Here is a 13,077-nt window from a genome sequence, read left to right on the forward strand (position 1 = left end):
ACATGGCACTTGCTCCGACCGTCAGGCTCAATGACGGCAATGCCATTCCGCAGATCGGCCTCGGAACCTGGCCGCTCGACGACGCCCAGGTCGCCACGGCGGTGGTGTCCGCCGTCGAGCTTGGCTACCGGCACGTCGACACGGCGTACCGCTACGGTAACGAGGCCGGCGTCGGGCAGGGCGTGCGTGACTGCGGGGTGCCGCGGGAGGAACTGTTCATCACCACCAAACTGGACGGCACCCACCAGGGCCGCGATCGCGCCGTCGAGGGGCTCGAGGGATCCCTCAAGCGGCTCGGGCTGGACTACGTGGACCTCTTGTTGATCCATTGGCCGCTTCCCCAACGGAATGAATTCGTGTCCACGTGGGAGACTTTCGAGCGGCTCCAGGCTGAGGGGAAGGTGCGCTCGATCGGCGTGTCCAACTTCAAGCCCTCGCACCTCGAGCGGCTCCTCGAGGAAACCTCGGTGGTGCCGGCCGTCAACCAGATCCAGATCTCGCCGTCCATCACCCGGATCGATGAGCGCGCGTTCAACGGCAACCATGGCATCGCCACGGAGTCGTACAGTCCGTTGGGGGCCGGCCGAGATCTCCTGAATGCCCCGGTGTTGGCCGCGATCGGGAAGAAACACGGGAAGACTCCCGGCCAGGTGGTGTTGCGCTGGCACGTCCAGGAGGGACTTGTGGCGATCCCGAAGTCCGCCAATCCGCTGCGCATGAAGGAAAACCTGGACGTTTTCGACTTCAGTTTGGACCACGACGACTTGTCCGCGATCGCCACTTTGGACGCGGGTGCCGATGCCGGTGTTGACTCGGACGTACAGGGACACTGAGGACGGCATGGCAGAGAACATCGACGGAACGCTCATCTGGGCGGGCGCATATACCGCGGACGGCGACGGGAATGGAAAGGGAATCGGGGCAATTGCCGCGCGTGAAGATGGCAGCCTGAGTTGGCTGGGCACCGTCATCGAAGCACCGTCGCCGTCGTTCCTTGCCGTCCACCCCACCCTCCCGGTGGTCTACGCGGTGGCCGAGACCGCGCAGACGGTCCGGGCGTACCGGCGGACCGGGCTGTTCGGCCTCGAGCCTCTGGGCGACGCTTGGCCTGCCGGAGCTGCGGCTTGCCACGTCGCGGTCGACCCTTCCGCCCGTTTCATCGTGGTCAACTGTTGGGGCGACGGCAACGTGCTGCTGTACGGGCTCGACGACGACGGCGGCATCACCTCGCGCTTTGCCGCGCCGGCGGCGAAGGACCCGTACGCCGGCGTCGACGGCGGCATCGACATCGCCACGGGCGGGCCCCGGGTGAGCCGCGCCCACGCAAGCCTCATGCTTGAGGACGGCCGGATCATGACCACCGATCTCGGATTCGACCTTGTGCGGGTATGGAACTACTTCCCGGACAGCGGCCTGCTCAAGGATCACGAAGTGGCCCTCCCCATGGGCAGCGGTCCGCGGCACTTGGTCCAGCACCCCTCCGCCGACGCCGTGTTCGTCCTGACCGAATATTCCATCGAGGTGGCAGTGCTCTTGCCCGGCGGGGATGGCCGCTTTGCGCTCCACCGTCGCGGTCCTGCGACGGCGGGTGGAGCCGCGGACGGCGACGCAGCAGCGGAAATCGCACTGTCCCCGGACAATCGCTTCGTCTACACGGGCATCCGCGGCTCGAACCGGATCTCGGTACTCGCCGTCGAAGGCAGCGGAACCCGGCTCAGGCCCTTGGCGGACGTGCCCAGTGGTGGTGACTGGCCCCGACACCACCTGGTCCGCGACGGCTGGCTCCATGTGGCGCACGAGCGTTCCAACCAAGTCACCACGTTCGCATTGGACCCTTCCACCGGCATCCCGGGCGACGTCCGCGAGCAACTGAGCGTAGGTTCACCCACCGCTTTGGTTATAGCCCCCTGAGGGGCAAAACAGCGACGCTCGCTCACAAATCCGGCCAAAATCGGGAACCCTCGCTCATCAAAGTGAGCGAGCGTTCAAGGGAAAAGGCCCAAAGGTGAGCGAGCGTCGTGGGAGGGCTATCCCCGCACAGCCTCGTCCACGGCCGCCAGCAGGGAGTTGAACCGCGGGTTGGCATCAAGGTCATCAATGAGTACCGCGCGGCCGTGGTCGTCGGCGAGCGGTACTTGCCAGTTGGGGTAGACCTCCGACGTCGTTCCCGGCTGGTTCTGCACCCTCCGCTCCCCTACGGCGTCCACTAACGCAACGCCCAAGAGGACCGAGGGCGCGAGAGCGAGCAGGCGGTGCAGCGCCTCAATGACCTGCTCCTCGCCAAGCGCTTTTCCGTCGGCCGGCAAGAGGCCCTTTTCCTGCAGCAACCCCATCATCTTGTCCAAGCCGGCCTCGTGCTCGGCCCGTTCCTCGGCCACGGTTCGTTCAAGCAAGCCCAGTTGGTTCCGGAGTTCCACGTGGTCGCCGGCGAGATACCCGGCAGTCGGCGGGAGGTCGTGGGTGTTGACGCTGGCGAGGGCCCGCGTTCGGTAACGTTCGGGCGGGAGGGGCGAGTCGCCGTCGTACTCGAACCAGAGGATCGACGTGCCCAGGATGCCGCGTGCCGCAAGGTAGTCCCGCACCCAGGGCTCGAAAACACCCAAGTCTTCGCCGATGACCACCGCGCCTGCGCGATGCGCTTCCAAAGCGAGGATACCGACGAGGGCCTCGTGGTCGTAGCGGACGTAGGCGCCGTCGCGGGCGGAGTTGCCGGCGGGAACCCACCACAAGCGGAACAGCCCCAGGATGTGGTCCACGCGGATTCCACCGGCATGGCGGAGGACGGTTGAGAGCATCGCGCGCAAGGGCGCGTAGCCTGCCTCAGCCAAACGGACCGGGTGCCACGGCGGCTGGTTCCAGTTCTGGCCCAGCTGGTTGTACATGTCCGGCGGTGCGCCGACGCTCACGCCCGGCGCGAAGCTGCTGCGCAGGGTCCACGCATCGGCGCTGCTCAGGTCCGCCCCGACAGCGAGATCGTGCACCACGCCCAGCCTCATCCCTGAACGCTTCGCCGCGGCCTGGGCCGACTCGAGCTGCTCATCGCAGATCCACTGGAGCCAGCGGTGGAAACCAATCCGATCAGCCAAGGCCTGACGCAGCGACTCAACCTCGGGCGAACCAAGGGTGGCCTCGGGGTCCTGCCAGAAAGGATCGTCCGGCGACCGGTCCTCACGGATAGCGCACCAAAGGGCGAAATCGTCCAGGCCCGCGCCGGACTCACGGCAGAACTCCTCGAAGGCCCGCTGCCGGGCCGGAGAAAGTTTGACCGTGTGAAGGAGTTCCAGGGCAGCGAGCTTCGCGGCGAAGATCTGGTCCCGGTCCAGCCGCTCCGCGTCCTTGTTGAGCGCGTGGACATCATCCAAAAGCCGGTCCACCGTTGCGCGCTTGCGAGGCTTTACATATGCCAACTCGGGAATGGATTCCACCCGGATGTAGAGGGGGTTGAAGAATCGTCTGGTGGATGGAGAATACGGCGACGCTTGAACGGGAGGCACCGGATCTGCGGCATGCAGCGGGTTGACCAGGATGTAGTCGGCCCCGCGCGCCCCTGCCAACGATGCCAAATCGGCCAAGTCCGCGAAATCCCCGATACCCCATGAGCGCTTCGAGCGCACCGAGTACAGCTGCGTGGCGAGTCCCCAGCCCCGCCGTTCCTCGAGCTGCGCTGCCGTCTGCAACGTTGCTGGAACCACGGCGAGCGCAGCGTTGGCCGTCACGCCGTCGGACTCGGCCGTGAGCGAGTGCCAGCCGAGCGGCAACCCGGCGGGCACCTCAAACGTGGCACGGCCTGTGGGCAGTCCGTCCACGTCGCGCGGCGGAGCCCAGTCTTCCTGTTGGATGGCGGCACGTTCCGTTCCGTCCTCGAGCGATATCGTCAGGCGGGCCGGCGAACCGTCGCGGACGTGGACGTGCACAGCCGCCGTCGTTCCCTCTTGGACGACGACGGCGGGCGGCAGCATCCGCCGCCACGGCGCCACTTCCGCGTCCACGAGGGCAGCCTCGATCTGCTCGTTGGAATGGGCAGCGACCCCGAGGGCGCCCAGTACCTGGATCAACGTGGTGGGCGAAACGTCGTGTTGCAACCCATCCCAGCCATGGAACGACGTCCCGACACCATGAGCATCAGCAAGCCGGTGAAGCAGGTCCTGGTCAATGGCGTCGTTCATAGCGGGTGGCATCGCCGCGGGCTCGGTGTCCTGCTGGATGGGGGTGTTGGTCATGTCCGCCTCGTCTGCGATGTGATTCGTCCGAAGGTGCATACCGCCCCGCGTGCAACTCGAGCGAGGCAACTGGTTCCGATTATTGCAGGGCGGTGCGGGCCGTCCCAGTAATTCCGACTGGATGACGCCCCCAACCCTGACGCTCGCTCACATGATGTGAGCGAGCGTCGGTCAAAACACCCATAAACGTGAGCGAGCGTCGGCCGAAACACCCCCATACGTGAGCGAGCGTCGGTCGAAACACCCACATACGTGAGCGGGCGTCGGGAGGTCCGAACCCTCGCTCACAAACAACCGCCCAAACCGAAAACGCTCGCTCACATACGTATCGGCGCGTCGTGGTACATGATTGAGCCATGGACGCCATCGACGCGCTCAACGAAACCGCCTTCTGGCTGGAACGGGAACTCGCGGACAGCTTCAAGGTTCAGGCGTTCCGCCGGGCCGCGGACGTCATCGCCGGTCTGAGCCAAGAGGAACTGGCTGCCCGGGTCAAGGATGGCCGCCTCAAGCGGACCAAGGGAATCGGCAGCCGGACCTTCGAGGTGATCAGCCAGGCCCTGAGCGGCGCTGTTCCCGACTACCTTGAGAACCTCCGCCGTCGCGGCGCCGAACCCTTGGCCGGCGGCGGGCACACGCTGAACGCCGAGCTCCGGGGCGATCTGCACAGCCACAGCAACTGGTCGGACGGCGGCTCGCCGATCGAGGTCATGGCCGACGCGGCTCGTATACTCGGCCGGGAATATCTTGCCCTGACCGATCACTCCCCCAACCTCACGATCGCCAACGGGCTCAGCCCGGCGCGTTTGATGGAGCAACTCACCGTTGTCGACGGGATCAACGAGCGGTACGGCCAGGAGTCTGGGTTCCGATTATTGGCCGGCATCGAAGTGGACATTCTAGAAGACGGCGAACTGGACCAGTCCGCTGAACTGCTCGGCCAACTGGACGTCGTGGTGGCCAGTGTCCACTCGAAGCTCAGGTCCGACAAACGGCCCATGACCCGGCGCATGCTCACCGCCATCGAAAACCCGTACACGAATGTCCTCGGGCACTGCACCGGCCGCTTGGTCAAGGGATCGCGCGGAACCCGGCCCCCATCGGAGTTCGACGCCGAAAAGGTATTCGCGTCGTGCGCGGAACACTCAGTCGCCGTCGAGATCAATTCGCGGCCCGAACGCCAGGACCCGCCGGACGAACTGATTCAGATCGCCCTCGACGCCGGCTGCCTCTTCAGCATCGACAGTGACGCCCACGCCCCCGGCCAGCTGGATTTCCTGCAATACGGCGCGGAGCGGGCAGAAGCCAACGGTGTGCCCGCGGATCGCATCATCACGACGTGGCCGTTGGATCGTCTCTTGGAATGGTTACAGTCCAAGCAGTAGCACACTCGCCAACCCTCGCCGGCGGCCCGCCGGGTCACATAGATGCAGGAGCGTTCGTCAAAAGTGCCTCAAAGGTGAGCGAGCGTCGTCAGGTTTCCCGGTATATGTGAGCGAGCGTCCGGGTTGCCTTGCGGCGCCCAGGCCAAAACCATCAGCAGCGGCGCCGAACCCTCAGCGGCGCCGCGCCGCGCGGAACCGCAGGGCCGCGACCGCCCATACGACGGCGAACAGCGCAATCAGCGCCAGCCCGGCGTCGCCGAGATCTATGTCGCCCAGCCAGGTGGTGACCGGATCGCGCAACCCGAAGGCCGCGTTGAGGAAGCTACCCAGCGTGATGACCGAGATGAAGAGCGCCGAGAAAGCCGAGATGCCGGTAACGATGGCGTTGAATCCAAGCTTGCGCTGGGGATCATGGATAGCGGACTTGTACATGCGCATCATGGCGACGCCGTTGACGGAATCGCAGAGGGTCATTGCCGCGGTGAAAGCGAGCGGCAAGGCTAGGAGGGCAAGAACGGACACTCCCGCGAGCGACGCCGCCGTCGTAAGCACCAGCAGCCCAATGGTGGTGGCGGTGTCGAATCCGAGGCCGAACAAGAACCCGATCACGTAGATGTTCCGCGGACGCTGGACCTTGGATAGCGGTTTGGCCAGGAGCCGCGCGATGAACCCTTTGGTTTCGAGGTCGTCGACGGCGATCGCGCCACCGGCCTGGGCGGCGCGGTACAGCTGCATCGTACGGAGGAACGCCGACCCATTGAAGATGCCCATGGCCAGGAGGAAGATCCCGGAGACACCGCTGCCGACGAGCCCCAGCACGAGGTGCCCGGTGGTGCCGTCCTCCATAAGCTGGCCCACCAGGCTGGCGCCGCCGACCACCATCACACCCGCCAGGATTACGACGGAACTGTGGCCCAGGCTGAAGGCGAAGCCGACGCTCACGGGGTCCTTGCGCTGAGCGACGAATTTTCGGGTGGAATTGTCGATCGCGGCGATGTGGTCCCAGTCGTAGCTGTGCTTGATACCGGCCACATAGGCCGTCAGCACAAGGCCCAGCGCCAGCGGCTGCCCGCCACCGGCGCCACCCACCAACAAGAGCACGACGGCGGCAAGGTGCAGGAGGACGACCGAGCCGAACATGAACGCGAGGCGCGATTTCATCGGGAGATGCTCACGCCGGCGGTACATCGAGGCGAGTTCCGCGAGTGAGGTCATCAGTACTTCCTGAGGTTCAGCGGGGCCCTGCCGTACCAGCGTTCGCGCAAAAGGACGGTACAGGCGCCCAGCAATCGATTCAGTTCCTCGGTGCTGTTCGAGAGAGACCGCAAGACCAGGCCCGTTGTGCCCGCGAGGCTTCGACTCAGGGACAAGCCAGAGTACGCGTCATACCCTGCGGTCAACCGATGCAGTTCATCGGCGAGCGCCTGGTCAACCCGCGGATCCACTACAACCAGCGAACCCAAGTGGCTGTACCCCTCCATGAAGCCCATCCCCGTCACATCGCCCAGGGGCGGCCGGATCAGGAGGTTGTCGAGCGCCAGTAGCTCCGCGCCGTCGTCGCCCTCCACCTGGATCTCGTTCCGGAGCCGCAGTTCCCGGTACTTGAAAGAAGCGCCGTCCGGCGACCAGCCGGGAGTGATGACTTCCGCCATGATGAGGCTCGACGTCGGATGCACAGTAATGTGCGTGTCCTGCCGATAGCTGGCCTCCCGGTAGGCGATGACCTGGTCGGGAGCCAACTCCAGCTCCGCGCCCTCCCCCAGCCGGATGGTCATCCGCTGCTCGGCAAACGAGCTCGGAGTCCGATAGATCTTCGTCGCCGACTGAGTCGTCAAAAGCAACGAAGCCCCCGCCTCGACCTCCACCTCCACAACGTAGAGATCCGCCCCCAAATACGCCCCGCCCGGATTGACCATGACATAACAAACCTGCCCGCTCTCATCCAAGTAATGCGGCCTCAAAACCCGCAAGGCACCCTGATGAAACTGCTGCACGGCCACGGACCGCCCAGCACGCTTCCCCACGACGAGCGCAAGGTGACCCCGAGGTGAGGCAACAGCAGCAGCGGAGCCGGATATAGAGGGCCGCGGCGTGGCGGGCACCGCGAAGCGGGCACGGCCCTCTATATCTGGCGAAGCGCCGCAAGTAGCGCCTGCAAGCGAGCCCAGCGACTCAGCCGCCGTGGCGCTGACAGGCCCACTCATTGGGCCAGGTCGAGCATCAGGACATCGTGCCGCATCCATGCGATGACCTTGTCGAGCCCTTCGTCGGTCTTCAGGTTGGTGAAGCAGAAGGGCCTGTCGCCGCGGAATTCCTTGGAGTCCCGTTCCATGACTGACAGGTCTGCGCCGACGAATGGGGCGAGGTCGGTCTTGTTGATGATGAAGAGGTCCGACTTGATCATGCCTTGGCCGGCTTTGCGGGGGATTTTCTCCCCTTGGGCGACATCGATGATGTAGATCGAGAAGTCCACGAGCTCGGGGCTGAACGTCGCGGAGAGGTTGTCGCCGCCGGATTCGACGAAGATGACCTGCAGGTCGGGGTGCCGCTTCTTGAGTTCCTCGATGGCCGCCGTGTTCATGGAGGTGTCTTCGCGGATGGCAGTGTGCGGGCAGCCGCCGGTTTCGACGCCGATGATGCGGTCTTCGGGCAGGATGCCGTTGGCCGCGAGGATTTTGGCGTCTTCGATCGTGTAGATGTCGTTGGTGATGGCGGCCATGGAGATTTCCCGGCTCATGTGACGGGTCAGGCGCTCCACGAGCTGCGTTTTGCCGGCACCTACCGGTCCGCCGATGCCGATCTTGATGGGTTCAGACATGTGTCCTCCTATGGTTCTAGCTCATGAACATGCGCGCACGTTGCCATTCGTGCCGCATCTGCGAAATTTCCAGGCCGGGGCTGACGGCTCCGAAGTCGTCCCAGCTGAGGTGCTGGACATGTTCGACGGCGGCAGCGACGTCGTCGTGCGCTTTGCGCAGCAGCCGCTGTCCGGAGTTCTGGCCGAGCGGGATGGCGCGCACGGCGTTCTGCGTCAGGGAGGTGACGGCCGCGAAAAGGTACGCGGCCAGCGCTTCTTCGAACGGCACCCCGAGCGAGCGCGCGACGACGGCGAACGCGAGCGGCTGATGACCGGCAGCCCGGCCGGTGGTCACCAGAGTCCGGTACGCCTCCAGCTCGGCCGAGGGAAAGACTTCGGTCCCGATCTCGATCAGCCGCCCGCCCATTTTGGTACTGGCCTCCCGCAACTGCCGAGGCAAGAGCTGGGCACTCAAATGAGCATCCAGCTCCCCCACACCCACCCCGTCATACAGGAACCGAATGGCCAACCCATCGGAATAGGTCAACTGCTGCCCCACAAACGCAGCCAGCCAAACCCCAAAACTCCCCTCATCAGCCACGACCCCCCGCTCGATATACGTCTCAAACCCCAAAGAATGAGCAAACGCCCCGGTAGGCAACGCAGAGTCAGTCAATTGCTGAAGCGCGAGCTGATAAGCCGCGTTCATGAGGTGCCTCGCACGAGCGCGGCTGTGGTGACGTACAAGGCGGAGGCAGGTGATAGGGGCCGCGGCGTGGCGGGCACCGCGAAGCGGGCACGGCCCCTATCACCTGCCGAAGCAAAGGCGACCGAACGCGACACCTCGCGCGGATAGCGCCGCGCAGGGACAGGCTCAGTGCGTATGTTCAGCATGGCGAAAAGGCACCGGCATGACGCGTTCCTGGCGTTCGTAAGGCACACCGACGTGTTTGAGGTAGTCCTCGACCGTGTGGTCGTACTGGCACACCATGACTTCGGCCCCATACTCGGAGTCGCCGTCGAAGAACTGCGCCTGCAGGTGCCGGTTGCCGAGGGAGTGCGCCACTACGCCCATTTCGTGGATGCTGCGTGGGGCGATGACCAGGACGTCGCTCGGCAGCACGGATACCACGATCAGGTTCGCGTCCTCGACGGCGAGGATGTCGCCGTCGCGCAGGTCGCCGGATCCGGCCGGGAGGCGGATGCCGAGTTCTTTCCCGTGGTCCGTGGTGACGCGCTGGATGCGTTTGACCAGTTGGGCGCTGGGTAGGACGACCTTCTCCTTGTGGTGGCCTGAGTACTGTTCGGGGTCGGGCAGTTCGTGCAGGTTGCCGAGGATCTTTTCGATGATCATGTGTTCTCCTCCGGCGATCTAGAAAAGGAAGTAGCGCTGGGCCATGGGCAGCACGTCGGAAGGCTCACAGGTGACGTCTTCGCCGTCGACCGTCACTTTGTAGGTTTCGGGGTCGACGGCGATATCGGGCGTCTCGCCGTTGAACTTCAGGTTCGCTTTGCGCAAGTTCCGGATACCGGACACGGGCCGGATGACGCGTTCGAGGCCAAGCTCTTCCGGGACGCCGGCGTCGATGGCGGCCTTCGACAGGAAGGTGATCGAGGACTGCTGCAACGCCTTGCCGTGGGTGGCGAACATCGGGCGCATGGTGCGTGGCTGCGGAGTGGGGATGGAGCCGTTGGAATCGCCCATGAGCGCGTAGGCAATCTGCCCGCCTTTGAGGACCAGCTCCGGCTTCACACCGAAGAAGGCTGGATTCCAAAGAACGAGGTCGGCGAACTTGCCCACTTCCACGGAGCCAATGGAGTCCGCCATGCCCTGCGCAATCGCGGGGTTGATGGTGTATTTGGAGATGTAGCGCTTGATCCTGAAGTTGTCGCTTTCCTCGCCCAAGCCGTTCGGAGCGCCGTGGCTTGCACCTGACGCGTCCTTGAGGACGCCCCGCTGCCGCTTCATGGCGTCGGCCACCTGCCACGTGCGGATGACGACTTCGCCCACACGGCCCATGGCCTGGGAATCCGAGGAGGTCATGGAGAAGATGCCCAGGTCCTGGAGCACATCTTCGGCGGCGATGGTTTCGGCCCGGATGCGGGAATCGGCGAACGCCACGTCTTCCGGGATGTCCGGGTTGAGGTGGTGGCAAACCATGAGCATGTCCAGGTGCTCTTCGATGGTGTTCCGCGTGTATGGGAGCGTCGGGTTGGTGGATGCCGGGAGCACGTTCGGCAATCCGGCGATCTTGATGATGTCCGGGGCGTGCCCGCCGCCCGCGCCTTCGGTGTGGAAAGTGTGGATCACGCGGCCGTCGATGGCCTTGATGGTGTCCTCCACGAATCCGCACTCGTTGAGCGTGTCCGTGTGGATGGCTACCTGGACGTCGTATTCGTCGGCTACGCGCAGGGACATGTCGATCGACGACGTCGTCGCACCCCAGTCCTCATGGACTTTCAGGCCCACTGCGCCCGCGCGGATCTGCTCGGCCAGCGGCTCGATTGCAGAGGCGTGCCCCTTGCCGAAAAGGCCGATATTGATCGGCAGTCCTTCCGCGGCTTGCAGCATCCGTGAAATATGCCATTTGCCGGGAGTAATGGTGGTGGCCTTGGTGCCTTCTGCGGGCCCCGTGCCACCGCCGACCATGGTCGTGATGCCGCTGCACAGGGCCGTGGGGACTTGGTCCGGTGAAATGTAGTGGATATGGGTGTCCACTCCGCCCGCGGTGAGGATCTTGCCCTCTCCGGCGATCATCTCGGTGCTGGCCCCGATCACGATGTCCACGCCGTCGGCGATCTGGGGATTGCCGGCCTTGCCGATCTTGAAAATGTGGCCGTCTTTAAGCGCCACGTCGGCCTTGTAGATTCCGGTGTAGTCGAGGACCACCACGTTCGAAATGACGGTGTCCGGGACGTCCTCATCCCGGGTCACTTGGCCGTTCTGCCCCATGCCGTCGCGGACCACTTTGCCGCCGCCGAACATGACCTCTTCGCCGTAGACCGTGTAGTCCTTCTCGATCTCAAGGAAAAGTTCGGTATCCGCCAGGCGGACGGAGTCGCCCGTCGTCGGGCCGTAGAGGTCTGCGTACTGCTTGCGCGAAATTTCGAAGCTCATTGGGCTGTCCCTTCCTTGCTGGCCCCGGGTCCTTCGGTGGCAGCGGGCCCTTCGGTGGAGGCGGCAGCACCGCCGTCGTTCTTTCCGGCGTCCGCGTCAAGGGGACCATTGACGGCGTTCCGCAGCCCGTAGACTTCGCGGCTGCCCGCAAGGGCCACGAGTCTGACGGTCTTGGAATCGCCCGGTTCGAAGCGCGCGGCCGTTCCCGCGGGGATGTCCAGGCGGCGGCCATAGGCAGCTTCACGGTCGAAATCGAGCGCGGGGTTCGATTCGGCAAAGTGGTAATGCGAACCCACCTGGACGGGACGGTCGCCACGGTTGACGACTTCGACGGCGATTGCCTCGCGTCCGCTGTTGCAAGCAATGGGCTCCGATTGGAGACGGTATTCACCGGGAATCATGTTGGCCTCCTATCGGATCGGATCGTGAACGGTGACGAGCTTGGTGCCGTCAGGGAAAGTGGCCTCGATCTGGACGTCATGGATCATCTCGGGCACTCCCTCCATGACATCCTCGCGACGAAGCAGGGTGGTCCCGTAACTCATCAGTTCGGCAACGGTCTTGCCGTCGCGGGCGCCCTCGATCAGTTCGTAGCTGATGATCGCCACGGCTTCGGGGAAGTTGAGCTTCAGGCCGCGGGATTGCCGGCGGCGGGCGAGGTCGGCCGCCACCACGATCATGAGCTTTTCCTGCTCACGGGGCAAAAGATGCATCGGTTCTCCTAAAAGTTCTGTGCTGCAGAAGCGGACATCAGATCACTCGAGGCTCAGATAAAGCCGAGGACGTCGGGGCAGCTACTACGGTTATAACGCCAAACGTCAGACATATCCAGTTCGACCTTTCACCACCCCTCCCAAACGAATTGTGACCAGCCTAAAGCCCTGAGGTTTCGGCGGGGTTTCCGCGCTTCTTCGGCATCACGCCTTCTTGGCGCGGTGCTTCCTGAGCTGCCACACAAGCAGGATCGCCACCACGATGACCGCCACCACAGCCGCAGCACCCCGGCCCACCACGCGCGCCACTTCTTCGTACGAATTTCCGGCCACATAGCCGAGCGTCACGAACAAGGACCCCCAGATAATGCCGCCGCTGAAGTTCCAGAACGCGAAGCGCCGGTAGGGCATGCGGCTGAGTCCTGCAAGCGCGGGCATGACGGCACGAAAGAAGGCGGTAAACCTGCCCAGGAGCACCGCCACGCCGCCTTTGTCCTTGAGGAAGTCTTCGGCCTTCTGCAGTTGGGTGCGTCTTTTGTCCAGGATTTTCAGGGCCATCACCCGCGGGCCGAGGTGCTTGCCTATCTCGTAGCCCACGGTGTCTCCCGTGATCGCGGCAGTCACCACAATGAGGATCATGGCCCACAATTCGAAGAGCCCCCGGCTTGCGATCACGCCGCCGACCACCGCCGCCGTTTCACCGGGGATCACAAAGCCCACAAAGATCGCATCCTCAGCGAACACGAGGGCAAAAACGATGCACGCGATCACGACCGGGCTGGTGTGTAGGAGTCCGTCCAAAAGCGCTTGCATGAGGAACAGTCTGGCAGTTGAACGCCTACTT

Annotated in this window: 13 protein-coding genes; 3 read left to right on the forward strand and 10 right to left on the reverse strand. The window is 64.4% G+C overall.

Features of this window, described 5'->3' with window-relative positions; genetic code table 11:
- The first annotated feature begins 2 nt into the window (after window positions 1-2).
- A complete protein-coding gene (locus ACSBOX_RS20590; protein ID WP_442544126.1) occupies window positions 3-833 on the forward strand; it encodes an aldo/keto reductase in 831 nt (276 codons plus the stop codon).
- Window positions 834-840: 7 nt separating this feature from the next.
- Window positions 841-1,911, forward strand: coding sequence for a lactonase family protein (locus tag ACSBOX_RS20595; RefSeq protein ID WP_442544127.1), 1,071 nt, complete (start codon window positions 841-843; stop codon window positions 1,909-1,911).
- Between the two features lie 116 nt (window positions 1,912-2,027).
- On the opposite strand, the gene malQ is transcribed toward ACSBOX_RS20595, so the two are convergent.
- Window positions 2,028-4,166: a 4-alpha-glucanotransferase gene (gene malQ, locus ACSBOX_RS20600; RefSeq protein WP_442546080.1), complete on the reverse strand. Its 2,139-nt coding sequence runs from the start codon at window positions 4,164-4,166 to the stop codon at window positions 2,028-2,030.
- Window positions 4,167-4,576: 410 nt separating this feature from the next.
- Between malQ and ACSBOX_RS20605 the strand changes: the two genes are divergently transcribed.
- Complete coding sequence (locus ACSBOX_RS20605) at window positions 4,577-5,605, forward strand: PHP domain-containing protein (RefSeq protein ID WP_442544128.1); 1,029 nt, start codon at window positions 4,577-4,579, stop codon at window positions 5,603-5,605.
- Window positions 5,606-5,776: 171 nt separating this feature from the next.
- Here ACSBOX_RS20605 and ACSBOX_RS20610 read toward each other — a convergent pair whose 3' ends face one another.
- The 9 genes from ACSBOX_RS20610 to ACSBOX_RS20650 all read right to left on the reverse strand — a co-directional run bounded on the left by ACSBOX_RS20610 (window position 5,777) and on the right by ACSBOX_RS20650 (window position 13,046).
- The gene (locus tag ACSBOX_RS20610; protein WP_442544129.1) at window positions 5,777-6,820 is read right to left on the reverse strand and encodes a HoxN/HupN/NixA family nickel/cobalt transporter; all 1,044 of its coding nucleotides are present in this window, start codon (window positions 6,818-6,820) and stop codon (window positions 5,777-5,779) included.
- On the reverse strand, window positions 6,820-7,809 hold the full coding sequence (locus ACSBOX_RS20615; RefSeq protein WP_442544130.1) for an urease accessory protein UreD: 990 nt from the start codon (window positions 7,807-7,809) through the stop codon (window positions 6,820-6,822). Before ACSBOX_RS20615 ends, ACSBOX_RS20610 begins: the two co-directional genes overlap by 1 nt.
- Complete coding sequence (ureG, locus tag ACSBOX_RS20620) at window positions 7,806-8,423, reverse strand: urease accessory protein UreG (RefSeq protein ID WP_442544131.1); 618 nt, start codon at window positions 8,421-8,423, stop codon at window positions 7,806-7,808. Before ureG ends, ACSBOX_RS20615 begins: the two co-directional genes overlap by 4 nt.
- Window positions 8,424-8,439: 16 nt before the next feature.
- Window positions 8,440-9,111 (reverse strand): urease accessory protein UreF, encoded by a 672-nt coding sequence (locus ACSBOX_RS20625; protein WP_442544132.1) that lies wholly within the window; start codon window positions 9,109-9,111, stop codon window positions 8,440-8,442.
- Window positions 9,112-9,276: 165 nt separating this feature from the next.
- Window positions 9,277-9,756, reverse strand: a complete 480-nt coding sequence (ureE, locus tag ACSBOX_RS20630) for an urease accessory protein UreE (RefSeq protein ID WP_442544133.1) — start codon at window positions 9,754-9,756, stop codon at window positions 9,277-9,279.
- Window positions 9,757-9,774: 18 nt separating this feature from the next.
- On the reverse strand, window positions 9,775-11,520 hold the full coding sequence (gene ureC / locus ACSBOX_RS20635) for an urease subunit alpha (RefSeq protein WP_442544134.1): 1,746 nt from the start codon (window positions 11,518-11,520) through the stop codon (window positions 9,775-9,777).
- Window positions 11,517-11,921, reverse strand: coding sequence for an urease subunit beta (locus tag ACSBOX_RS20640; protein ID WP_442544135.1), 405 nt, complete (start codon window positions 11,919-11,921; stop codon window positions 11,517-11,519). The genes ureC and ACSBOX_RS20640 overlap by 4 nt, the downstream gene beginning before the upstream one ends.
- A 9-nt stretch (window positions 11,922-11,930) precedes the next feature.
- Window positions 11,931-12,233 (reverse strand): urease subunit gamma, encoded by a 303-nt coding sequence (locus ACSBOX_RS20645; RefSeq protein WP_078106942.1) that lies wholly within the window; start codon window positions 12,231-12,233, stop codon window positions 11,931-11,933.
- Between the two features lie 204 nt (window positions 12,234-12,437).
- A complete protein-coding gene (locus tag ACSBOX_RS20650) occupies window positions 12,438-13,046 on the reverse strand; it encodes a DedA family protein (RefSeq protein ID WP_442544136.1) in 609 nt (202 codons plus the stop codon).
- Window positions 13,047-13,077 lie beyond the last annotated feature (31 nt).

Origin of the sequence: Arthrobacter sp. KN11-1C, assembly GCF_052180225.1 — a bacterium.
Classification (GTDB): Bacteria; Actinomycetota; Actinomycetes; order Actinomycetales; family Micrococcaceae; genus Arthrobacter.

What these genes read in the sequence shown, in the direction of transcription:
- ACSBOX_RS20590 (WP_442544126.1), top strand. Translation starts at nt 3, where the DNA reads ATGGCACTTGCTCCGACCGTCAGGCTCAATGACGGCAATGCCATTCCG.
- ACSBOX_RS20595 (WP_442544127.1), top strand. Translation starts at nt 841, where the DNA reads ATGGCAGAGAACATCGACGGAACGCTCATCTGGGCGGGCGCATATACC.
- malQ (WP_442546080.1), bottom strand. Translation starts at nt 4,166, where the DNA reads ATGAACGACGCCATTGACCAGGACCTGCTTCACCGGCTTGCTGATGCT.
- ACSBOX_RS20605 (WP_442544128.1), top strand. Translation starts at nt 4,577, where the DNA reads ATGGACGCCATCGACGCGCTCAACGAAACCGCCTTCTGGCTGGAACGG.
- ACSBOX_RS20610 (WP_442544129.1), bottom strand. Translation starts at nt 6,820, where the DNA reads ATGACCTCACTCGCGGAACTCGCCTCGATGTACCGCCGGCGTGAGCAT.
- ACSBOX_RS20615 (WP_442544130.1), bottom strand. Translation starts at nt 7,809, where the DNA reads ATGAGTGGGCCTGTCAGCGCCACGGCGGCTGAGTCGCTGGGCTCGCTT.
- ureG (WP_442544131.1), bottom strand. Translation starts at nt 8,423, where the DNA reads ATGTCTGAACCCATCAAGATCGGCATCGGCGGACCGGTAGGTGCCGGC.
- ACSBOX_RS20625 (WP_442544132.1), bottom strand. Translation starts at nt 9,111, where the DNA reads ATGAACGCGGCTTATCAGCTCGCGCTTCAGCAATTGACTGACTCTGCG.
- ureE (WP_442544133.1), bottom strand. Translation starts at nt 9,756, where the DNA reads ATGATCATCGAAAAGATCCTCGGCAACCTGCACGAACTGCCCGACCCC.
- ureC (WP_442544134.1), bottom strand. Translation starts at nt 11,520, where the DNA reads ATGAGCTTCGAAATTTCGCGCAAGCAGTACGCAGACCTCTACGGCCCG.
- ACSBOX_RS20640 (WP_442544135.1), bottom strand. Translation starts at nt 11,921, where the DNA reads ATGATTCCCGGTGAATACCGTCTCCAATCGGAGCCCATTGCTTGCAAC.
- ACSBOX_RS20645 (WP_078106942.1), bottom strand. Translation starts at nt 12,233, where the DNA reads ATGCATCTTTTGCCCCGTGAGCAGGAAAAGCTCATGATCGTGGTGGCG.
- ACSBOX_RS20650 (WP_442544136.1), bottom strand. Translation starts at nt 13,046, where the DNA reads ATGCAAGCGCTTTTGGACGGACTCCTACACACCAGCCCGGTCGTGATC.